Origin of the sequence: uncultured Paraglaciecola sp., assembly GCF_963977085.1 — a bacterium.
Classification (GTDB): domain Bacteria; phylum Pseudomonadota; class Gammaproteobacteria; order Enterobacterales; family Alteromonadaceae; genus Paraglaciecola.
This window is the reverse complement of the sequence record NZ_CAXBNC010000002.1, coordinates 43,530-65,412: the sequence shown is the minus strand read 5'-3', so window position 1 is coordinate 65,412 and position 21,883 is coordinate 43,530. Positions and strand designations below refer to the sequence as shown.

The following is a 21,883-nucleotide window of genomic DNA, read 5'->3' as shown; positions in this document are numbered from 1 at the left end:
GTGCCTATGAAATATAGGTAAAGTGTTTAAAAAACAAAACATTAAATAATGCAAATAACACTTATAGACGCAAAAACTTAACCAATAGCATACAGTCGTGAGGCTGCATTGAATAATTGTCACATTACTGCGTAGTTCTTTACTTGTGGTGATCGGTACTTTACCGAGCAACAAGAATGAAAAGAATGTTAATCAATGCAACTCAGCAAGAAGAATTGCGAGTGGCACTTGTAGATGGTCAAAAACTGTATGATTTGGACATAGAAAGTCCAGGCCACGAACAGAAAAAAGCCAATATTTACAAAGGTACTATTACCCGCGTAGAGCCTAGTTTAGAAGCCGCATTTGTCGATTACGGTGCTGACCGACACGGTTTTTTACCATTAAAAGAAATTGCCAGAACTTACTTCCCTCAAGGTTATAGATTTGAAGGCCGTCCAAATATCAAAGAAGTGATAAAGGAAGGTCAAGAAGTCATAATTCAAATAGATAAAGAAGAACGTGGCCAAAAAGGCGCAGCCTTAACCACCTTTATCAGTCTAGCTGGTAGCTACTTAGTTTTAATGCCGAACAACCCCCGTGCTGGCGGTGTATCTCGCCGTATTGAAGGCGATGAGCGTACCGAATTAAAAGCAGCTTTAGGTGGACTAGATCTGCCAGATGGCATGGGTTTAATCGTCAGAACCGCTGGTGTAGGCAAAACAACTGAAGAACTAGCATACGATTTAGACTACCTAGTATCAGGTTGGGGCCGAATCAAAGAAATGGCAGAGTCTCGCCCTGCCCCATTCCTAATACATCAAGAAAGTGATGTAGTAGTGCGAGCTATCCGTGATTACCTTAGACGGGATATTGGTGAAATCTTAATCGACAATGCCATTGTTCACCAAAGAGCATTAAAACACGTTGAGCAGATGCGCCCTGATTACGCTAACCGCGTTAAACTTTATAGTGGTGATGTGCCTTTATTCAGTCATTATCAAATCGAAAGCCAAATTGAGTCGGCTTTTCAACGTGAAGTAAGACTGCCCTCAGGCGGTTCCATAGTCATTGACCCTACTGAAGCCTTGATATCGATAGATATTAACTCTGCCAGAGCCACCAAAGGCAGCGATATTGAAGAAACAGCCTTCAATACTAACCTTGAAGCTGCTGACGAAATTGCCCGTCAATTACGCTTACGAGACGCTGGCGGTTTAGTGGTAATCGACTTTATCGATATGACCCCAGTACGTCATCAGCGTGAAGTTGAAAACCGTATGAAAGACGCCGTTCGTGGTGACAGAGCACGTGTACAACTAGGACGAATTTCACGTTTTGGTTTATTAGAAATGTCACGGCAACGTTTACGCCCATCATTAGGTGACTCTGCTAATAATGTGTGTCCAAGATGTAGTGGTCATGGTTCGGTGCGAGGCACTGAGTCATTGGCATTATCAGTACTGCGTATAATGGAAGAAGAAAGCATTAAAGATAACACTGGGCAAATTGAAGCCCAATTACCTGTTAATGTTGCGACCTATTTATTAAACGAAAAACGTAATTCAGTACGCGGTGTTGAAAAGCGTCATAACGTACAATTAGTTATTATTCCTAACCCGAACATGGAAACGCCACAATACAGCGTTGCCCGCAGGCGTCCAGATGATGCCGTTCAGGAAATGAGTTATAACTTGCCATTGATTGAGCAAGAAGAAAACATTACAGATAAGAATGTTGCGCCGGCAATGGCCAAAGAACAGCCTGCATTACAAAGTCTTATTGCTCCAGAACAAAAAATGACTGCTAAAGCCAAATCTTCTGATAAATCAGAAAGTGTTATGGAGAAAGTCAGCAAATGGATTTCTGGATTATTTAAAGCAGAAGAGAAAGTTGTGCCGAAGAAAACGACTCATACTCGTAATCAAGGCTCTAATCAACGTCGAAATAAAAACACTCGACCGGATAGAAACAAACGTAATAATAAAAACTTTGACCGTAAAAATAATGAAGAGCAGTCAACTAATCGTAACGAGCGCCCAGCTAGAAACGACAAAAACGAACGTTCTGAACGTAAGCCACGAAATGAGAATCGCAAACCACGCCGCGATGACAAATCAGTAGAAGCTAAACAAGATGCCGCTACGGTATCAAAAGGCAATACTGCAGCGCCAGCTAAGAAGAAAGAACAAGTAGCTGAACGTAGAAAACGTCGAGATACTAGACGTAGCGTGCGAGTTGAAGATGAGAATGTTGAAAAGAATAAAGTGGTTGCCCCTGTTCAAGAAACGCAGGCGCCCGTTATTGAGCAAGCAAAAACTGAAATCAAAAAAGATACACCAGTAGCTAATGATGCGGAAGTGCCAAGCAAAGCGCCGACTAAAGAGCCTAAAACAGCTGAAACAAAAGACGCTGCTGTAGAGTCGCCTGTTGAAACCACAGAGGCTAAGGCTGTAAGCGCCAATAAAGAGGAAGAGTCGGCCCCTCGAACTCGCACACGTCGTTCTCCAAGACATATTCGAGCGGCGGGTCAAAAACGTCGTAAAGAAGGTGATGAGAAAGACGAAACCGTTAAAACTGAATCTGTTGAAGTTACACAAGACGAATTACAGTTTGATGAACCCGTTGCGGCACCTAAAAAAGCAGCAGCCCCAAAAGTCGAAACTACGCCTGAAGTAGTGGTTGCTGAAGAAGCCCCAGCACAAGAAACTCTGGAATTAGCTACTGAAACTGTGAAAGCGGTTGATAAACCAGAAGTAGCTGCACAACCTTCCACTACAGAAGACAATCCAGTTGCTGCGGTTGAGCCTGTAAAAGAAGAAGTGTCTAAGCCAGTCAAAAAAGCACCTGCCAAGAAAGCGCCTAAAAAGGCCACGTCTTTAAAAGTGCCGGCTAAGCCAGTGAAAAAAGAATCAGTGTCAGCCCCAATGGCGCGACCTGCTTCTATTGATGAAGCATTTGTTGATGTTAAAATCGGTTCTCTTGATGACGCAGCCAGACCAGAAGTTAAACGCTCTGGTAAATCTGCTGCATTCTCAAGCTCATCGAATGCGGCGACAGCTCCAGCAACACGTCCTGGTTCACAAAGCGAATAAAATATAAGCTCGCAAGAGGTTAACAAAAGCCGCAAGACTTCACTGACTTGCGGCTTTTTATCGATAGTCTAAGTGCTATTGTGAGTGGTTTACTGTATCCTGCCGCGACTAATTAAACTGTTTAAAAATTAAACTATGTCTAACAATGACTACAACTTTGCCAGACAAACAAGTTAATCACCCTATTTGAGAATTATCTATGAGTTTTGCCGATCTAGGCCTTTCACCCAAAATTTTATCCGCTGTCACCAGCAAGGGATATACCACTCCTTCACCCATTCAAGCACAAGCCATTCCAGCTGTATTACAAGGTAGTGACGTAATGGCAGCAGCACAAACTGGTACAGGTAAAACTGCCGGTTTCACTTTGCCTATTTTACATTTATTAAGCCAAGGACAATCAGCTCGACCGAATCAAGCTCGTGCCTTAATTCTGACTCCTACACGAGAGTTGGCTGCACAAATAGCAGAAAGTGTGCAAACGTACGGAAGAGATCTACCGTTAAAGTCCGCAGTAGTATTTGGCGGCGTGGGTATTAATCCACAAATGCTTAAATTACGTAAAGGGGTGGATATATTAGTGGCCACGCCTGGTCGCCTACTTGACCTCTACAATCAAAATGCGGTGAAGTTTAGCGAGTTAGAAATACTGGTTATGGACGAAGCTGACCGTATGTTAGATATGGGCTTTATTCACGACATAAAAAAAATCATCAAATTGTTACCGCAAAAGCGTCAAAACTTGATGTTTTCAGCGACCTTTTCTGATGACATTCGCAAGCTAGCCAAAGGTTTAGTGCATAACCCTGTAGAGATATCGGTATCACCTGCTAACACCACTGTTGATTTGGTGGAGCAATGGGTCTATCCAGTTGATAAAAGTAGAAAATCTCAGCTACTCACGCATTTAATTAAAGAGAATGATTGGCAACAAGTTTTGGTTTTTAGTCGCACCAAACATGGCGCTAACCGAATTGTTAAGCAGCTTGATGCGCAAGGTATCAGCGCTGCCGCTATTCACGGTAACAAGAGTCAAGGTGCACGTACCAAAGCCCTCTCTGACTTTAAACAAGGAAAAGTGAAAGCGCTAATCGCCACCGATATTGCTGCCCGTGGATTGGACATTGATCAGTTGCCACAAGTTGTCAATTATGATTTGCCAAATGTATCCGAAGACTATGTGCATAGAATTGGCCGAACTGGTCGTGCTGGCGCAAAAGGTCAAGCTATATCTATGGTGACACAAGATGAATTCAAGGAATTGGTTGATATTGAAATATTGATTAAGCAACTTATTCAGCGAAAAATTACCGCTGGATTTGAACCGTCACAACCACTACCAGAATCAAAACTTGGGCAAAAACCCATCAAAGCTAAAAAACCGAAACAAGCGCAATCTGGTCATAGAGATGGGCAACGTTCTGGTCGTAATGCGTCTGGTGGACAGCCGCCTAAAAACAATCAATCACGTAATAGAAATAGAGGCCATTCCGGTGGAAACTCTGGTAATCGCTAAATTTAGCAGATAAATCAAATGCCATAACGCATCCCGGGTACGTTGTGGCTATCAATGCTCCCCCTCACTGCTGCACTGTTAAAAACAGGCATAGAAATGGACTTAGCTTCATGGCTCGGACTGACTTATGCAGTAGCTGTAGGTGGCTGATTGTTAGTGATTTAGTGATTGGATCAGCGCAAATAATTTAAGCCTGGGCAGTGAGTATTCTATCTAAGTGATTAGCAAAGTTCTGCCTATCACTTTGATTAAGTGGCGGTGGCCCGCCCGATTGTTCGCCACTGGCGCGCATAGTGTCCATAAAATCGCGAATATTAAGGCGTGAACGAATGTTTTCAGTAGTAAAGAGTTCGCCTCTAGAACTCAATACTTGTCCCCCTTTTTCAATTACCTCCGCGGCTAAGGGAATATCACTGGTGATCACTAAATCATTAGGTTCAACTAACCTGACTATTTCGTCGTCAGCCACATCAAACCCTGCACTGACTTGCATAGAGCGGATAAATTTAGACGGCGGTGTGCGAATATATTGATTAGCCACAAAAATCGTTGCAACTTTTTTACGTTCTGCGGCACGAAATAAAATATCTTTTATCACCACCGGGCAAGCATCGGCGTCAACCCAAATTTTCAATGTATCACTCTCTTTTTAGATGGTTAATTTTCTGGAATAGCTTCACTAGTTAGCGATTGTAATTGTTTTCTTTGCTCATCTGTTAACACATTTAAAAATTCGTTGGTTATGCGCCCTTCCCTATGACTTTCTTGATAGTGGAATAGCTGTTCAAATAAGGTTTGTTGCATCTGAATAGTTTTGCCGTTAACTTCTGACTCTGCCTGCTGATGCGCCGCCAATTCCCCTTTTAATGCCTCTAGCAATTTAGACATCTCTGCCAAAGACATGGGGGGTGAGGTAAAGCTGACTTCACTTTGCGCACTATCTAACTGCCTTTCTTTTGGGACTTTAGCTGTTTGATTGTCTGACAGACTTTTTCTAGCCACTGGCGCACCGTTTTGTTTTACAAATAATGCTTCTTTATGGATTGCTTCTGTCATTTGTGTTTTAGATAACAACTCACTTTTATCCAAAAATGCGAGTTTTTCTGGCGCACTTAATTTTGACGTTTGGGTAACAGGACCATTCACAACACCCGAATCTGTGACGTCAACATTATTAGGGTGAATATAATAGTCACTATGGGTAATCAACAAAACCGTCATAATCCCCACCGAAGCCACCAATGACATTGGCCATTGCCAGGCCATTTTTTTCTTAAGTTGGATATTTTTAACATTAGGACCCAGGGGTTTACACTCTTGAGCTTTGGCCTCTACGAGTGAATTTTCGGACAATTGTCGTTGGGCCATTGCTAGTATTTCAGCATCTAGATTTGCACTAGGCATTTCACCCTGCTGCTTTTTAATATTTTGATAAAGGTCGCTGATTTTTTTCTCGTGGGGCAATAAATCAAAAGTGTCATTTTTATTATCATTGCTCATAAAAATGCCCTCCCAGTCTTAACCTGTAAACATTGACGTAAATTTTCATAGGCGTATCGCAAACGACTTTTACTGGCTTCGAAACTGCTATTGAGCACTAAGGCAATATCTTTAACTGATAACTCTGCCTCTTCCTTCAATAAAAAACTGTCTTTTTGTGCTTGGGGTAACTGGCCAATGCAGTGATTTAATGCAGCAGTTATTCTAGACGCAGCCAATTCATTCTCTGGCTCGTTTAACATTTGTACCTGTGCAGCGGTCACCGGCTCTTGAGTCATTTCAGTTTCATGACTGTCAATCATGACTTTATTTACTACAGTTAAGTGCCGTATATGATCGACTAATTTATTGTGAGCTAAGGTATATAACCAAGTCGTAAATTTAGCTGTAGGCTTATAATGTTTAGCTTGAATTATCACCTTGCTCCATATTTCTTGGTATAAATCTTCCGCCAAATTAGGATCAGCAATATGCCGTAAAAAATAACGATACAAGCCTCCTTTGTGCCTGCTGTATAAAGTTTTAAACGCCTCAAGATCACCAGCAGCGTATTCCTTAATTAGGATTGCATCAGATTGTTGTTGGTGCTTAGCCGATTCAGTGCTGGTTTGCACTGGATCAGCATTAGTCTCGAAAGAATTCACTTGTAGTTTCAATGCTCAATTAACAAAGCCGCCTTAGGCTCAATATTGCGGGTAAATGCCTGAAGATTCAATTCAACTGACTGTGATTTGTCTTTTGCCCCTTTTACAAGATTAAGGTGTAACGAGGCACTACTGCGAACTAATTGGATAAACTCTGCTCGGTATCCAAATTCGTCTTTGCCTTTAGCCTCAAGTGCCATATCAATAATTTGTTGGTAACTCAGATCCTGCCAATAATGACTCTGCTTTAATAAATGCGCAAAACCTACTACGCTACTGGCAAACCTAAAATCATCGGATTGTTTCTTAAAATCACTTATTTGATTCGTTAACACAGTTTTAGTGATTAACTGACTTTCTTCCCTATCAACAGCTTTATAACGTAGTTTAACCAAAGCCAGCTCATCAGAAAATGGGTTGTTTTGTAGCTTGGGGATAGAGTCACTTTTAGACTGCTGATAACGTAATGGGTCGAGATAGTGGTTGTTAGATTGATTTAGCGTTAACTCATACATTGCAGTCACTGTATGTCCCGCACCAATTTCACCTGCATCCACTTTGTCATTGTTAAAATCTTCACGGTTCAAGGCACGATTTTCATAACCTATCAAACGATACTCTGCTACTACATCAGGATTAAATTCCACTTGGATTTTGACATCCTTGGCAATAGTTAAAAGTGTGGCATTCATTTCATCCACTAAGACTTTTCGGGCTTCATGAATGGTATCAATGTAGGCATAGTTACCGTTGCCTGCATCCGCTAACTGCTCCATAAGGTGATCGTTGTAGTTACCTTGCCCAAAACCTAAAGTGGTTAAGGCAATGCCTTTTTGACGTTTTTGTTTGATCAACTCAATTAATCGCTCATGACTGGTCAAACCTAGGTTAAAATCCCCGTCTGTAGCTAAAATAACCCTGTTGACCCCTTCCTTGATAAAAGCCTGTTCTGCCATATTGTAAGCTAACTCAATACCCGCCTGTCCATTAGTTGCACCTCCTGCTTTTAGAAGACTGAGTGCCTGGTTAATTTTAGCTTTTTCATTACCAGAAGTAGGCTGCAAAACCACACCTGACGCCCCAGCATATACCACAATAGACACACTATCTTGGGGGTCTAATTGTGCCGTTAACATTTCAAGTGAACGGGTTAACAAAGGTAGTTTATTTGTTTGATTCATTGATCCCGACACATCTAATAAAAACACTAAATTTCGGCCAGTGATTTTCTTAATATCTGGGCTAAAACCTTTTAGGCCAATACGCATGATATGCCTGTCTTGAGCCCAAGGTGAAGTTGTTATTGCGGTATTAATACTAAAAGGTAAATCAGGATTAGCGCTATTTGGCTTAGGATAATCATAGTCAAAATAATTTATAAACTCCTCTACTCTTATGGCATCCGCTGGTGGCAGAACTCCCTGAGTAATCATTCTACGAACGTTTGTATAACTGCCCGTATCAACATCGATTGAAAAGGTTGAAACTGGGTGTTGAAACACTGATTGAACGCCATTTTCGTTATAGTGTTGGTAGTTTTCAGTATTCTGTTTATTAGGTTCGGTCATTCTAAATTGCTGCTGCGGCCTATAATGAATTGCATTGTTAGCCATGACTTCTTGGTCTGCCATAACCTGACCCATTGAACTAATTTTCTTAGGCTGATTTTCAACAATGGTAACTTTTACTGGTTTTTCGAGTTTTGCTTGTTTCTCTTCGGCTTTATTATCTGTGGTCCCTGAACTGCAAGCCCCCAAAAAAACTAACAATGTTCCGCTTATTAGAATTTTAGGTAAGGCATAAACTCCATGGTTACTTTTAGCTACATTTTTCATAAATAGACTCTCTGGTTAACTGGAAAATTTCCGTTGTGTTTTCCTTACCAACGGAGCAGATAATCAAAAGGGTTATTTATTTTTAATCTCGTCATCTTAAGCATTTAAACCAAAAAATAGTGAATATCACCAAAGGTTACAATTTCAAATTCGCCACGAAATTTCTCATGTAGGTTATCCATTTGTTTTATATAGGTTTTATTGAATTGGCATAGTCGATGCTCTGTACCTGAAAATAACAGCAGAAATGCATATTGACTATTAACCTCACACTATATTTTCAGGGAACCCACAATGGATTCGATAATAATAAATAAAAAAATTGGCCTTAAATTACTTTCTATCTTGCCTATACTTCTTACGGTTAGTTTACTCAGTAGTTGTGGAGAAGCCGAAGCGCTAGCTGAAAATGCCCAACAAGAGCTAGTGATATCAGTACCAGTTGAAGTCGCACCATTATCGATTGGTCACATTTCCTCAAATTATGCGACAACCGCAATTTTAGAAGCCAAAGAAGAGGCCTTTGTAGTACCGAGAGCGTCAGGGATCATCGAGCATATTTATGTTGAAGAAGGTGACTACGTTAAAAAAGGTCAAATTCTGGCGCAAATTGAGCCCCGTCGTTATCACTTGAATCTAGATCGAGCAAAAGCGGATTTAGTTGGGGTCGAGAAAGAATTGGCAAAAATCAACAAGGTATATAACAAAAAATTAGTCAGTGACGATACCTACGACAAACTGACCGCCCAATATGAGTCTGCAAAAGCCACCCTTTCCTTGGCAGAACTAGATTTAAAAGAGGCCACAATTACCGCGCCTATAGCTGGATTTATTGCTGAGCGAAATGCCAAAGTAGGCAATCTAAGTGAGTCGTTTCAGCGTGAAAGAATGTTTCATATAGTTCAACAAAAAGAATTGTATGGCATTGTTTATCTACCTGAAAAAGAATTATCAAAAGTACATAAAGACCAACAGGCCTCGTTGGATTTAACTGCCTTTACTGGTGCGGATATTCTTGCCTTTGTGGAACGGATTAGCCCAGTAATTGATTCAAAAACCGGTACCTTTAAAGTGACCTTACGCGTCCCTAATCCCGACAATTTATTAAAATCAGGCATGTTTGCTCAGGTTAAGTTGAATTACGACACCAAACAAAATGTGATTTTATTACCACGCAAAGCGTTACTCGCCATAGACGATAGTATCAATGTTTTTGTTGTTAAAGACGGTATCGCAAGTAAACAAGCAGTGACAGTGGGTTACCAAGAAGGTGAAGTAGTAGAAATATTGAGTGGTCTGTCAGGTACCGAAAAGGTGGTGATTACTGGACATCAAAATCTCAGAGATCAAGCTCCGGTTGAGATTGTTAATGATGCCATTGGTCAAGATGAAACCTTAGAACTAGCACTGGACACATCAAGTCAACTAGCTAAAGGTTAAGGAGCGGTTTATGAATATTGTTGATATAGCTGTCAAGCGCCCTGTCACAGTATGGATGTTTACCTTTGCGATTATATTATTTGGAATGGTGTCTTTATCACGTTTAGCAATCAATCTGCTACCGGAATTGTCATACCCTACTCTCACTATCCGCACTGACTATATTGGTGCGGCACCTGGGGAAATCGAGCAACTGGTATCCAAACCCATTGAAGAAACCATAGGCGTAGTAAAAGGTGTTCGTACAGTTATGTCCACCTCTAAAGCTGGCCAATCTGATGTGTTACTTGAATTTGAGTGGGGTACAGACATGGACTTAGCCAGCCTAGAAGTACGTGAAAAACTCGATACCTTAGAGCTCCCTTTAGATATCAAAAAACCATTATTGTTACGCTTTAATCCAAGTTTAGCTCCTATCATGCGTTTTGGCCTAGGAGGTGCTAAACCAGACGCAGCGGCCGAAACCAGTAACACAAAAGATAGTCAACAAGTCCCCCTAAGTAATCAAGGCATTAAAGCACTTCGAATCTACGGCGAAGAACAAATCAAAAGACAACTAGAATCTGTAGTAGGAGTGGCCTCCGTGAAAGTGGGTGGAGGTTTAGAAAATGAAATTCAGGTCTTAGTTGACCAACAAAAATCCAGTCAATTACAGATTACACTAAATGAAATTATCAAACGTTTGAAAGATGAAAATGTCAATTCATCTGGTGGGCGCGTTAAAGATGGCTCCCAAGAGTACTTGGTGCGTACCTTAAACCAATTTCAAACGTTGGATGACATTCGCAACCTGTTTATCGCAAACCGTGAAGGCAAAAACATCCGTTTAGGTGATATTGCGACTGTGCAAGATGCCCATAAAGAGCCGACCTCACTGAACCGCTTTAATGGATTTGAAGGGGTCGAAATAGCCATTTATAAAGAAGGTGATGCCAATACTGTACAAGTGGCTGAAAACATCCAGTTTCGGATTGCTCAATTGCAAAATGACATTCCTAGTCAATACCAGTTGCAGTTGGTTTACGATCAATCAAGATTTATCGCCAACGCCATTAACGAAGTGAAATCAGCCGGTATGATAGGAGGCCTATTGGCCATGTTGATTTTGTATTTGTTTTTGAAAAACATTTGGTCAACTTTGATTATATCTATTTCTATTCCTGTTTCTATTATCGCTACCTTTAACCTTATGTATGGCAATGATATTAGCCTTAACATTATGAGCTTAGGTGGTATCGCTCTGGCGATTGGTTTATTAGTAGATAACAGCATAGTGGTGCTAGAAAACATCGCTAGACATAAAACTAAAACCCAAAACTTTAAACAGGCAGCCGTTATAGGTACCAAAGAGGTATCCATGGCCATCATTGCATCCACTTTAACCACTATGGCGGTATTTTTTCCATTGGTCTTTGTTGAAGGGATAGCAGGCCAATTGTTCAGTGATCAGGCGTTAACTGTGACTTTTGCTTTAGGAGCATCGCTAGTAGTGGCGCTAACGTTAATACCCATGTTAGCCTCTCGAGAAAAATCGACTGATAATACTCACAACACCCCGCCTGTAGATTTAGGAACAAGTCCTGAACAATCCCTTCCCACGACTAAAATAGGCTGGTGCCTTCATTATTTATCTTTACCTTTTTATTGGTTAGTACAATTGGTTTTTCATTATGTACCTTTGTTAATTACCTCTTTGGTCGTTTTAATCTTCAGACTATTAAGTAACGTATTCGGCATTTTATTTAGGCCCCTATTATGGGTGTTCGACAAAAGTTTTGCGAAAATTGAATATGCCTATTTAGCCGCACTTAAATTTGCATTAGGTATGCGTATTTTGGTGCTAACAGCTGTAATCACGGTTTCCCTAGCCTCAGTATTGTTAATTCCTAAACTAGGCATGGAGCTTATCCCTGACATGTCTCAAGGTGAATTTTTTGTAGAAATCAACCTCCCAACGGGATCACAATTAGCAAACACCGATCAGGTGATTGCCGATTTAGGCGGTTTCACCGCTGAGCTTAAAGGAGTGGAACGCACTTATGCGTTGGCTGGCACAGGAAGCTTAATGAATGTATCAGCCAGTCAAGGTGGTGATTATTGGGGAAAATTAAATGTGGTCATGCAATCAGGTAGTACGACCGAGGCAAGTCAGTTAGTTATGCAAAAAATGCGCGGTTATTTGTCTCAGCAAGCGGGTATACAGAGTAAATTTGGTAAACCTGCCCTGTTCACTTTTGCGACCCCACTTGCGGTACAGATAGTCGGCTATGATTTGCAAAACTTAACAAAGTACAGTCAAAAGTTGCAGTCAATATTACAAAGCGATAACCGCTTCAGCGACGTAAAATCCTCACTACAAACAGGAAACCCAGAGCTTAAAGTTAAATTCGACCATGGCAAACTGGCGCAACTTGGTATTAATGCGCCCGATGTCTCTAAACTTATTTCGGCCAAAATAGGAGGCGAAGTTGCCACTAAATACAGCATGGATGACCGTAAAGTTGATATTTTGGTGAGAACCATTGCGTCACAGCGGGATTCCATCGCTGATATTGCTCAAATGATTGTTAACCCTGGTGTTAGTCCTGCTATCCCTTTGGACGCAGTGGCAGATATTAGTATGTCTATTGGTCCCAGTGAAATCACCCGTATTGGGCAAGAGCGCGTTGCTGTGGTATCTGCAAATCTTAATTATGGCGATTTAAATGAAGCGTTATTAGCAGTACAACAGCATATCGACACACTAAAATTGCCAGTCAACATGCAGGCAAAAGTAGCAGGGCAAAGTGAAGAAATGGAAAACAGCTTTCAATCTTTACAGTTTGCCTTAGCACTGGCGATATTTTTGGTTTACCTAGTCATGGCGTCACAATTTGAGTCTTTGTTACACCCACTACTGATTTTGTTTACTGTGCCCTTGGCCTGTGCAGGCTCTATTTATGGCTTATATCTCTCTGGAACCAACATCAGTGTAGTGGTATTTATCGGACTTATTATGTTAGCGGGTATTGTTGTCAACAACGCCATAGTGTTAATTGACCGAATAAACCAATTAAGGGCACAAGGAATTGAAAAGTCAGTCGCGATCATCGAAGCGGCGCAAAGTCGACTTCGCCCCATCTTGATGACCACACTAACAACCTCTCTAGGTTTGTTACCTATGGCGATTGGCCTGGGAGAAGGAGCTGAAATACGCACACCTATGGCCATAACGGTTATTTATGGTTTACTTTTTGCCACGCTACTTACCTTATTTTTTATCCCAGTCATTTACAGTTTGTTTGATCGCAAACAGTTCGAAAAACAACCGGACGTTTTATTGCCAAATACGGATGCTGGGGAGACAATTTATGGATAAGTTTGAAAGTGGTGCAACGGCATTAGCAGATTTTGCTATTCGCCGCCCCGTTACTATTATGATGGTATTTTTATCGATGTTAGTTTTGGGTATGTTATCCAGCCAACTGTTGCCCTTAGAAAAATTTCCTAGCATCGATATTCCAGAAATCGCTATCCGTATTCCATATAGTGATGCGACGCCGGTTGAAGTGGAGAAAATGATCACTCGGCCTGTAGAAGAGGCCTTGGCAACTATGTCTGGTATTAAACGTTTGCGTTCTCGCTCTTCTGAGGATGCCGCTGAAATTCAATTACAGTTTGCTTGGGATGAAAACCTCAAGGCAAAAGGCATAGAAGCCAGAGAAAAAATTGATGCCATACGTGCAGATTTACCCGAAGACGTTGAGCGTATTTTAGTGTATCAATTTAATACTAATGATATGCCGATTTTTTCGCTGCGTGTCTCAAGTGAAAGAGACTTATCTAGCGCCTATGACTTGCTTGACCGTAACTTAAAACGCCCAATCGAAAGAGTCGCTGGGGTATCAAAGGTGGAGTTGTACGGTGTCACAAAAAAGCAAATCTCAATTCGCCTAGATCAACAACTGATGGCTGCCTTACAAGTCAACACCAACGAATTAGCCAAATCTTTGAGTAACGCCAACTTCTCACTGACCGCCGGTAGTTTTATTGACGCAGACATTCAGCAAAAAATCACAGTCAATCCTCAAGGCGAATTTACAAGCTTACAAGAAATTCAAGACTTAATGGTCAAAAAAGGCGTACGCCTTAGTGATATTGCGCTAGTTAAATACGAAAAACCTAAACCCACTGAAGGTCGTCACTTAGATCAATCCTTTGCAGTTGGCTTTAACATCTATCGAGAATCAACCAGCAATATGGTTGAAGTATCCAAAGAAGTATTAAAGGTCATAGATGAGGCTAACTCCAACCCAGCGTTTAACGGTATCCACTTGTTTATTATGCAAAATGAAGCTGAGAGTGTAACCAAATCACTTTCTGATTTACTGAACGCAGGTTTGATTGGCGCGTTATTATCCCTGCTGGTGCTTTACGCCTTTTTACGCAATGTGACCACTACCTTATTAGTAGTGTTGTCGGTGCCTTTTAGTATTTGTATTACCCTTGGCTGCATGTATATGATGGGTTATAGCATTAATATCTTATCTATGATGGGGCTGATGTTAGCGGTAGGTATGCTGGTAGACAATGCAGTGGTTGTCACGGAAAGTATTGAACAAGAAAAACAAAACACGCCAGATGTCGTCGCCGCCACAAAAGCAGGTGTAGGAAAAGTCAGTTTAGCGGTCATCGCTGGCACTCTCACAACAGCAATCGTATTTTTACCTAACATAGTGGGCGCTAAAGTTAATGTCACCATTTTTTTAGAACATGTCGCAATCGCTATTTGTATTTCATTATTTGCTTCGTTATTGATATCACAGACGTTAATCCCCTTACTGGCGACCAAAATTAAACCCAAAGTTTCTAACGCTGCGCCAAACAATCAGCCAAAAACACTGGGGAAATTTGCTACTTGGTACAAAGGTATACTAACTTGGTCACTTAAACATCAAGGAAAAACCAGTTTAATTGCAATATTGATCTTAGCCAGTACCGCGTTTCCAATGCAGTACGTCACCAGTGATGATGATAACGACAACGATCAAAATCGTGTATGGATGAACTACGATATTCAAGGTAGTTTTAGTTTGGAAGAAGTCGAAAAAACGGTCAGTAAAATGGAACAATACCTCTATGCCAATCAACAGAAGTTTTATATTAAGCAGGTATACACCTATTATACAGCCGGATTTGCGGTATCGGGAATTACCCTTATTGACGATCTACCGGTATCACAATCAACAGTAAAAAAACTCATCACAGAAAATCTACCCAGCTTCGTTAGGGCAAAACCTTCATTCCAATGGGATCAAGGTAATGGCGGTGGTATACAAATGACTCTAGTAGGCGACTCTTCAGAAAAACTTGAGCAAATAGCCAAACAAATTATTCCAATATTGGCCAATGTTGAGGGGCTGTCAGAAGTAAAAACCGATACCAGTAGGCAAAAACAAGAGTTGCAAGTGGTCATTGATAGACAAAAAGCATTTCGTTTTGGGCTCAACAGCAGCGATATTTCTCAGGTAGTGGCTACTGCATTACGAGGCGCAAATTTGCGTACCTTTAGACATGGCGACAGCGGTGAAGTAGGTATTCGCCTGATGTACGATGAACAACTACAAAATTCACTGGAGGCACTCAAAAATCTCACCATTACTCGCTTATCTGGTCAAAACGTAACATTAGATATGATTGCTCAATTGACTGTTAAACCGAGACTGTCAGAAATTAATCGCAGCTATCGCCAAACTTCCATTACTGTTGGTGGCAATTTACAAGATGGTTTTACTCTGGAAGATGCGCAAAAAAGTATTCAGGGTGTAATGGAACACATCAACTTACCCACGGGCTACGATTGGACTTTTGATGGCAGTATTGAACGTCAAAACCAAAACGAAACGGCCATGCAAACCAATATGTTGTTGGCGCTCATTATGATTTATATTGTTATGGCAGCCCTTTTTGAGTCATTACTGCTGCCAACAGCGGTGATTACTTCTTTGTTGTTTTCAATGACGGGGGTGTTTTGGGCGTTATTTGCAGCCGGGTTACCTATGTCAATTATGAGCATGATTGGCATGCTGATATTGATGGGAATAGTCGTCAACAATGGCATAGTGCTGGTGGACAGGATAAATCAGCTCATCAATATGGGCTATGGGGCACAACAAGCCATCGTCGAAGCTTGTTTAAACCGAATTAGGCCCATTCTTATGACAGTCGCCACAACCGTATTAGGCTTAGTGCCACTAGCTTTTGGTAGTACACGTTTAGGAGGTGATGGTCCCCCCTACTCCCCTATGGCAATATCCATTATAGGCGGGTTAATATTTTCAACTTTAACGAGTTTGGTATTGGTGCCATTGGCCTATTTTCTGCTGCTTAAACTCAGATCAAAAACCACCGAAATGATCGCTAATAGCAAACAAATAGTTAACCGATTAATAAAAGTTTAATAAGGAAAGAACAACATGAGTAGATGGATAGTGCTACCCATACTAGCCCTTGCTGCTATCACTTTTTATAGCATTGGCAACTTTTCTAGTTTGATTGTTTTTTTAATCATTGGTTTTATGTTTGAAATGGCCTTTTGGTTTAAGGCTTTTCCTAAAAGAAGAAAAAAGCTTAAACGCTAAAATTATTAGCTTGAAATAATTTCTCGTGCATCTCTGCCAACAAATAAATACCTTGTTGGCAGAGGCGTTACCTTTATCAATTGCTCGCGCTAGCTAATGAAAATATGTATTCGCACTGAATGTAAATTGAGAATTAGTTGGCTTTGGTTTAGGCTATCGCAAATTTTTATGCAGCGTATCCACTCATGATTAAGAACGACCCCAATCCACAATACTTAGCGGCAAGTAACAGATATGAAAGCATGTCCTATCGTCGCTGCGGAAAAAGTGGTCTGAAGTTACCCGCTTTATCCTTAGGTCTTTGGCAAAATTTTGGTGCCGTGGACTCAGCCGAAAATGCCCAAAGTATGTTACATCGCGCCTTTGATCTTGGCATTAATCATTTTGATTTAGCCAACAATTACGGTCCTCCATTTGGTTCAGCTGAGTCTACTTTTGGCAAGGTTATGACTAAAAGCTTTAAGCCATATAGAGACGAAATGTTGATATCCAGCAAAGCGGGATACGATATGTGGGCTGGACCTTATGGCATTGGTGGTTCAAGAAAATATCTAATCGCTAGCTGTGATCAAAGTTTAAAACGTACAGGGCTAGATTATTTCGACGTGTTCTATTCTCACTGCTACGATCCTGACACACCTCTTGAAGAGACTATGCAAGCCTTAGATTATATTGTACGTTCTGGGCGCGCTTTATATGCAGGAATTTCTAGCTATTCACCGGTTCATACTAAACAAGCCATACGTATATTAAGGGATTTAGGCACACCTCTGCTCATTCATCAGCCTAGCTATAATATGTTTGATCGGTGGATAGAAGACGGTTTAACTGAGGTGTTGTTGGAAGAAGGTGTTGGTTCAATTGTATTTTCTCCATTGGCACAAGGGTTTTTAACCAATAAATACCTTAAAGGTGTACCACAGGGTTCTCGCGCATCTAGAAGTGAACAGATTTATTTAAACGAAGAAAATATCAGTCACGAGAAAGTGGCTAAAGTTACTCAACTTAATGAATTAGCCTTACAAAGAGGTCAATCGCTGGCACAAATGGCGGTGTCATGGGTGCTTAACAATCAAGCGGTGACCAGTGCGATTATTGGTGCCAGTAAAGTCAGTCAAATTGAAGACTGTGTTGCAGCGTTAGAAAACCTAGAGTTTACGCAACAGGAACTTAACCACATCGACGCTATTCTAGGACAATAAATTGCCAGCACATTTAGCCATTATTAACCCCAAAAGCCCTCAAAACATGGGCAGCATTTTGCGTGCTGCTGGCTGTTATCAAGTACATAGTATTCGCTATACGGGCGAGCGTTATGCTCGAGCTAAAGCATTTCAAACAGATACGAAAAATGTACATTTGGCTATTAACGTGAGTCATGTTGACCAGGTGATCAATGGGACTACTGACGTGAACCTTAGTAAAGTAGCGGTTGAGTTAGTGGAAGGGGCCACCCCTCTTCCAAATTTTATCCATCCTGAAAATGCCCTTTATATTTTTGGACCTGAGGACGGTTCAATAGAACAAGATGTAGTGGATCAGTGTGATTATGTGGTTTATGTCCCCACTGTGGGTTGTATGAATTTAGCGGCCACTGTCAACGTTCTCCTATACGACCGCTTAGCTAAAACCACAAAAATGCCTGAAGGCGATGAAATCATTATAAAAAGCAGAGATACCAACAACCGCACTAAAGCAAAGGAGACAGTTATTAAATAAATGTTAACTTTTTGTTTAACTCGATAACATTTCCTTTGTCATCGCTCGCTAACCGTGTGACTATAAAATTCAGAAAAAGCCGTACTTATTGTATTTAAGTCACACGAAAAAATAGAAGGAATATCTAATGAGTGATGATAACCGCATCCCACGTAATCCAGACAACGACCATTCTAGGGAAATGGCTGACATCCGCAGAGAGTTTATCAAACAAAAAACCGGGGCTGAACTCACCCATACTGGACAATTTAGCATCGATCCTGCGGTGCTACCGGGCAATGTCGAAAACTTTATCGGTATAGTACAAATGCCAGTAGGTGTGGCAGGTCCTGTATTGATAAATGGCGAACATGCTCAAGGTGAATTTTACGTTCCACTTGCCACCACTGAAGGAACCTTAGTGGCCAGTTATAGTCGTGGTATGCGAGTAATCAACGAGTGTGGGGGGGTTAAAACCACAGTGGTTGAAGGGTTTATGCAAAGGGCCCCTGCATTTATTTTTAATGATGCAAGAGAAGCGCGAGATTTTGGTCATTGGATTGATGAAAATTTTGATAAAATTAAAGCCGTATCAGAAACCACAACAAGTGTAGGTAAACTCGAACATATACAACAATGGTCAGTCTCTAAAACCAAATACCTGCGTTTTAACTACACCACAGGTGATGCTGCCGGACAAAACATGGTGGGTAAAGCCACTTTAATTGCCTGTGAATGGATCAAAGCTAATTCCCCTATCCCTTGCATGTATATGTTGTCTGGCAATATGGATACAGACAAAAAACACTCACACCTCAATATGCTGCATTCACGGGGTAAACGAGTGATTGCTGAGGTAGTACTTAAAAAAGACGTGTTAGCTCGTGTCATGAAAGTCGATACTAAGATGTTGGCGGGGGCTTCCGTTTTAGCAAATACCGGCGCACAAATGGCCGGTGCCGCCTATAACGGCCCACATTCAGCGAATGGCATTGCATCTTTATACATTGCCACAGGTCAAGATGAAGCTAACGTGGTGGAATCTCACGCGGGTATGCTGTCACATGAATTATTAGACAATGGCGATCTGTATATGTCAGTGACATTACCTTCACTAATAGTGGCTACTTTCGGCGGCGGAACAGGCTTACCTACACAAAACGAATGCCTACAAATGTTAGGTTGTGTGGGTAAAGGAAAAGCCGAGAAATTTGCAGAGATTGTTGCTGCAACGGTACTTGCCGGGGACATCTCTTTAGGTTGTGCAGTCATTGCTGGCCATTGGGTCAGCAGTCATGACCAGATGGGGAGAAATAGATAAGGGATTAACGCTTAACAGTGAGCCCAGCATTGGCTGGGCTTTTTTATGTTTCAAGAGTAACCAAAGTTCATGCTGACTTAATTGTTACTGGCACTCCGTTTAAAACGGCGTTGCCCGACAATTCATCCAATACCATTTCATCTGTTAAATCATTTACACTGACACCGGCATGTTGCTCGGCTGTTTTCCAGTGACTGCCCTTTTTATTGTGTCCCCAACCATGAGGAATTGAAATAACACCGGGCATGATTTTCTCAGTAATTTCTACGGGCAAAGTGATTTGCCCGACTCTAGAAGTCACAGTGATCATCTGTTGGTCTAAAATATTGTGTTTATTTGCATCATCAGGATGAAGCTGCGCTGTACAACGGGACAAACCATTATTGGTGCCTTTCACCATACGCTGACTATTATGCAACCAAGAGTTGTTCGTTTTAAGGTGCCGGCGACCAATTAACTGCAAACTGCCATCATTCACTTGTTCAGTAGCAAAGAAATGTGTGTCTAGACGGATTAAATCAGTCATAAAATAGTCAAAGCATAAATGTATTTGTTTATCATTATGATATATCGCCTCGGGTAAATCAGGCTGCAGCGGGCCAAGATCTATACCATGTGGTTTTTTCAATAATAAATCTATACTAAGCAGCTCGCCTTCGTGGCGATAACGACCACTTTTTAGAAGATCATCGACTACCCCTTTAGGCTCTTTTTGCCATAAAGTTTGATATCTATCGGTAGGTAAACCATTCAACTTATCTAAACGTTCGGCAAGGCCTAGGTATATTTGCCAATCGGTTTTGCTCGATTCTGCTGCAGGGAAAATAGCCGGAGAGAACTTAGAACTGTTTCTTACCGCAAAATTATGGAAAACCACATCATAATGATCTCGCTCTAGAGAGGTAACAGGTGGCAAAATGATGTTCCCATGGCGCGAGGTTTCGGTGATATAAAAATCCACTGCCACTACAAAATCTAACTGTTCAAAGGCGGCGTCTAACTGCGGCCCGTTAGGGGTAGTTAAAATAGGATTGCCCGCCCCTATCACCATAGCTTTGATCTGGCCTTCACCTTCCGTGAGGATCTCTTCCGCCAAAGCCGAAACTGGAAATTCACCGGCAAAAGCGGGGAGTTTTCGGACTCTCGAATGAAAATTGCCAATTGATCCTCGGCCTGAATGAGGCAGCAAATCTGCAGCAGGTTGCGTAAACATCATGCCACCGGGTTTATCTAAATTTCCAGTGAGCATATTAAACAACATGATCAAATATTGAGTAAGGGTACCAAAGGCTTGTACACTGGCCCCCATCCGGCCGTAACACACTGCAGGACCCGCTTCACAAAAGGACTCAACTAAACCAATAATTTGTGTTTCGCTCATACCAATTAAATTTGCGACCCGTTTAGGCGGGTAGTCCAGAACATATTTTTCCACTTCAAGCAAATCAGGTGCATAGGGCAAAAGATGGCTAGCAGAAACGAGTTGTCTATCAAACAAAGTGTGCAGCATAGCTAGTAACAATAAGGCATCAGTGCCAGGCTTTATAAAGTGATGTTCGCTACTGATATCCGCCGTTTCAGATTTTTTAGGATCAATCACCACCACTTTTCCGCCACGGGCTTGCACCGCTTTTAAACGGCGTTTGATATGTGGCACTGTCATTATGCTGCCATTGGAAGCCAGTGGATTTCCGCCAATAATCATAAAGTGTTGTGTATGGTCAATATCCGGAATAGGAATTTGTGACTGATGACCAAATAATTGGCGACTCACAATATGGTGTGGCAGTTGATCCACCGAGGTAGCTGAATATCTATTGTGCGATTTCAACGCACGGTAAAAATAAGGGCCAAATAGAATAGCTCCCATGTTGTGTGCGTTTGGGTTACCAAGGTAAGTCGCAACTGATTCTACCCCATGCTTTTGTTGCACTTCAAACAAACTACTTGCCACCTTATCTAAAGCATAGTCCCAAGACACTTCTTGCCAGCCATCTGCTGTTTTTTCTAAAGGAGTACGAATACGCTGAGGATCCTCATACAAATCCTTTAATGCCATAGCTTTGGGGCAAACATGTCCTTCGCTAAAAGGGTTGAGTTTGTCTCCTACGATAGACACTATGTCTCTGTCTTTTGTGGTCACTTCTATGCCACACATGGCTTCACATAGAGTACAAGTGGAATAATGTTTGAGTTTTTCAGTCGCCATATTTAATGTCACAAAATTGTTAATAA

Annotated in this window: 14 protein-coding genes; 9 read left to right on the top strand and 5 right to left on the bottom strand. The window is 41.4% G+C overall.

All coding sequences use genetic code 11. The features are described 5' to 3' along the window. The first annotated feature begins 185 nt into the window (after positions 1-185). Both rne and AAC000_RS02765 read left to right on the top strand, forming a co-directional pair. Entirely contained in the window at positions 186-3,074 is a 2,889-nt protein-coding gene (gene rne, locus AAC000_RS02770; RefSeq protein ID WP_339720371.1) for a ribonuclease E, read from the top strand. A gap of 199 nt (positions 3,075-3,273) precedes the next feature. After that, positions 3,274-4,590, top strand: a complete 1,317-nt coding sequence (locus AAC000_RS02765; RefSeq protein WP_339719903.1) for a DEAD/DEAH box helicase — start codon at positions 3,274-3,276, stop codon at positions 4,588-4,590. Between the two features lie 187 nt (positions 4,591-4,777). Here the strand turns inward: AAC000_RS02765 and AAC000_RS02760 are convergent, their stop codons facing one another. From AAC000_RS02760 to AAC000_RS02745, 4 genes are read right to left on the bottom strand one after another with little or no spacing between them, the layout of a single operon-like run. Next, positions 4,778-5,224 (bottom strand): YaiI/YqxD family protein, encoded by a 447-nt coding sequence (locus AAC000_RS02760; protein WP_339719902.1) that lies wholly within the window; start codon positions 5,222-5,224, stop codon positions 4,778-4,780. A 23-nt stretch (positions 5,225-5,247) separates the two neighbouring features. Then, entirely contained in the window at positions 5,248-6,090 is an 843-nt protein-coding gene (locus AAC000_RS02755) for a hypothetical protein (RefSeq protein WP_339719901.1), read from the bottom strand. Continuing rightward, entirely contained in the window at positions 6,087-6,734 is a 648-nt protein-coding gene (locus AAC000_RS02750; protein WP_339719900.1) for a sigma-70 family RNA polymerase sigma factor, read from the bottom strand. The genes AAC000_RS02755 and AAC000_RS02750 overlap by 4 nt, the downstream gene beginning before the upstream one ends. An 8-nt stretch (positions 6,735-6,742) precedes the next feature. After that, positions 6,743-8,569 (bottom strand): VWA domain-containing protein, encoded by a 1,827-nt coding sequence (locus AAC000_RS02745; protein WP_339719899.1) that lies wholly within the window; start codon positions 8,567-8,569, stop codon positions 6,743-6,745. Between the two features lie 294 nt (positions 8,570-8,863). Between AAC000_RS02745 and AAC000_RS02740 the strand changes: the two genes are divergently transcribed. The 7 genes from AAC000_RS02740 (at position 8,864) to AAC000_RS02710 (ending at position 19,648) form a co-directional block, all read left to right on the top strand. Next, entirely contained in the window at positions 8,864-10,009 is a 1,146-nt protein-coding gene (locus AAC000_RS02740) for an efflux RND transporter periplasmic adaptor subunit (RefSeq protein WP_339719898.1), read from the top strand. Between the two features lie 10 nt (positions 10,010-10,019). Beyond that, a complete protein-coding gene (locus AAC000_RS02735; RefSeq protein WP_339719897.1) occupies positions 10,020-13,367 on the top strand; it encodes an efflux RND transporter permease subunit in 3,348 nt (1,115 codons plus the stop codon). Continuing rightward, positions 13,360-16,449: an efflux RND transporter permease subunit gene (locus AAC000_RS02730; RefSeq protein WP_339719896.1), complete on the top strand. Its 3,090-nt coding sequence runs from the start codon at positions 13,360-13,362 to the stop codon at positions 16,447-16,449. Before AAC000_RS02735 ends, AAC000_RS02730 begins: the two co-directional genes overlap by 8 nt. A gap of 15 nt (positions 16,450-16,464) precedes the next feature. After that, on the top strand, positions 16,465-16,629 hold the full coding sequence (locus AAC000_RS02725) for a hypothetical protein (RefSeq protein ID WP_339719894.1): 165 nt from the start codon (positions 16,465-16,467) through the stop codon (positions 16,627-16,629). A gap of 185 nt (positions 16,630-16,814) precedes the next feature. After that, the gene (gene mgrA / locus AAC000_RS02720; RefSeq protein WP_339719893.1) at positions 16,815-17,831 is read left to right on the top strand and encodes an L-glyceraldehyde 3-phosphate reductase; all 1,017 of its coding nucleotides are present in this window, start codon (positions 16,815-16,817) and stop codon (positions 17,829-17,831) included. Position 17,832: 1 nt separating this feature from the next. Then, positions 17,833-18,348 carry an RNA methyltransferase gene (locus tag AAC000_RS02715; protein ID WP_339719892.1) on the top strand — a complete coding sequence of 172 codons (516 nt, stop codon included), beginning with the start codon at positions 17,833-17,835 and terminating at the stop codon, positions 18,346-18,348. Between the two features lie 127 nt (positions 18,349-18,475). After that, positions 18,476-19,648, top strand: coding sequence for a hydroxymethylglutaryl-CoA reductase (locus tag AAC000_RS02710; protein WP_339719890.1), 1,173 nt, complete (start codon positions 18,476-18,478; stop codon positions 19,646-19,648). A gap of 67 nt (positions 19,649-19,715) precedes the next feature. Here AAC000_RS02710 and AAC000_RS02705 read toward each other — a convergent pair whose 3' ends face one another. Beyond that, on the bottom strand, positions 19,716-21,857 hold the full coding sequence (locus AAC000_RS02705; RefSeq protein ID WP_339719889.1) for a molybdopterin-dependent oxidoreductase: 2,142 nt from the start codon (positions 21,855-21,857) through the stop codon (positions 19,716-19,718). Between the last annotated feature and the right edge of the window lie 26 nt (positions 21,858-21,883).

Bases quoted from the DNA above. Each gene is read 5' to 3' on its own strand.
- rne (WP_339720371.1), top strand. From the start codon at position 186: ATGTTAATCAATGCAACTCAGCAAGAAGAATTGCGAGTGGCACTTGTA.
- AAC000_RS02765 (WP_339719903.1), top strand. From the start codon at position 3,274: ATGAGTTTTGCCGATCTAGGCCTTTCACCCAAAATTTTATCCGCTGTC.
- AAC000_RS02755 (WP_339719901.1), bottom strand. From the start codon at position 6,090: ATGAGCAATGATAATAAAAATGACACTTTTGATTTATTGCCCCACGAG.
- AAC000_RS02745 (WP_339719899.1), bottom strand. From the start codon at position 8,569: ATGAAAAATGTAGCTAAAAGTAACCATGGAGTTTATGCCTTACCTAAA.
- AAC000_RS02740 (WP_339719898.1), top strand. From the start codon at position 8,864: ATGGATTCGATAATAATAAATAAAAAAATTGGCCTTAAATTACTTTCT.
- AAC000_RS02735 (WP_339719897.1), top strand. From the start codon at position 10,020: ATGAATATTGTTGATATAGCTGTCAAGCGCCCTGTCACAGTATGGATG.
- AAC000_RS02730 (WP_339719896.1), top strand. From the start codon at position 13,360: ATGGATAAGTTTGAAAGTGGTGCAACGGCATTAGCAGATTTTGCTATT.
- AAC000_RS02725 (WP_339719894.1), top strand. From the start codon at position 16,465: ATGAGTAGATGGATAGTGCTACCCATACTAGCCCTTGCTGCTATCACT.
- mgrA (WP_339719893.1), top strand. From the start codon at position 16,815: ATGATTAAGAACGACCCCAATCCACAATACTTAGCGGCAAGTAACAGA.
- AAC000_RS02710 (WP_339719890.1), top strand. From the start codon at position 18,476: ATGAGTGATGATAACCGCATCCCACGTAATCCAGACAACGACCATTCT.
- AAC000_RS02705 (WP_339719889.1), bottom strand. From the start codon at position 21,857: ATGGCGACTGAAAAACTCAAACATTATTCCACTTGTACTCTATGTGAA.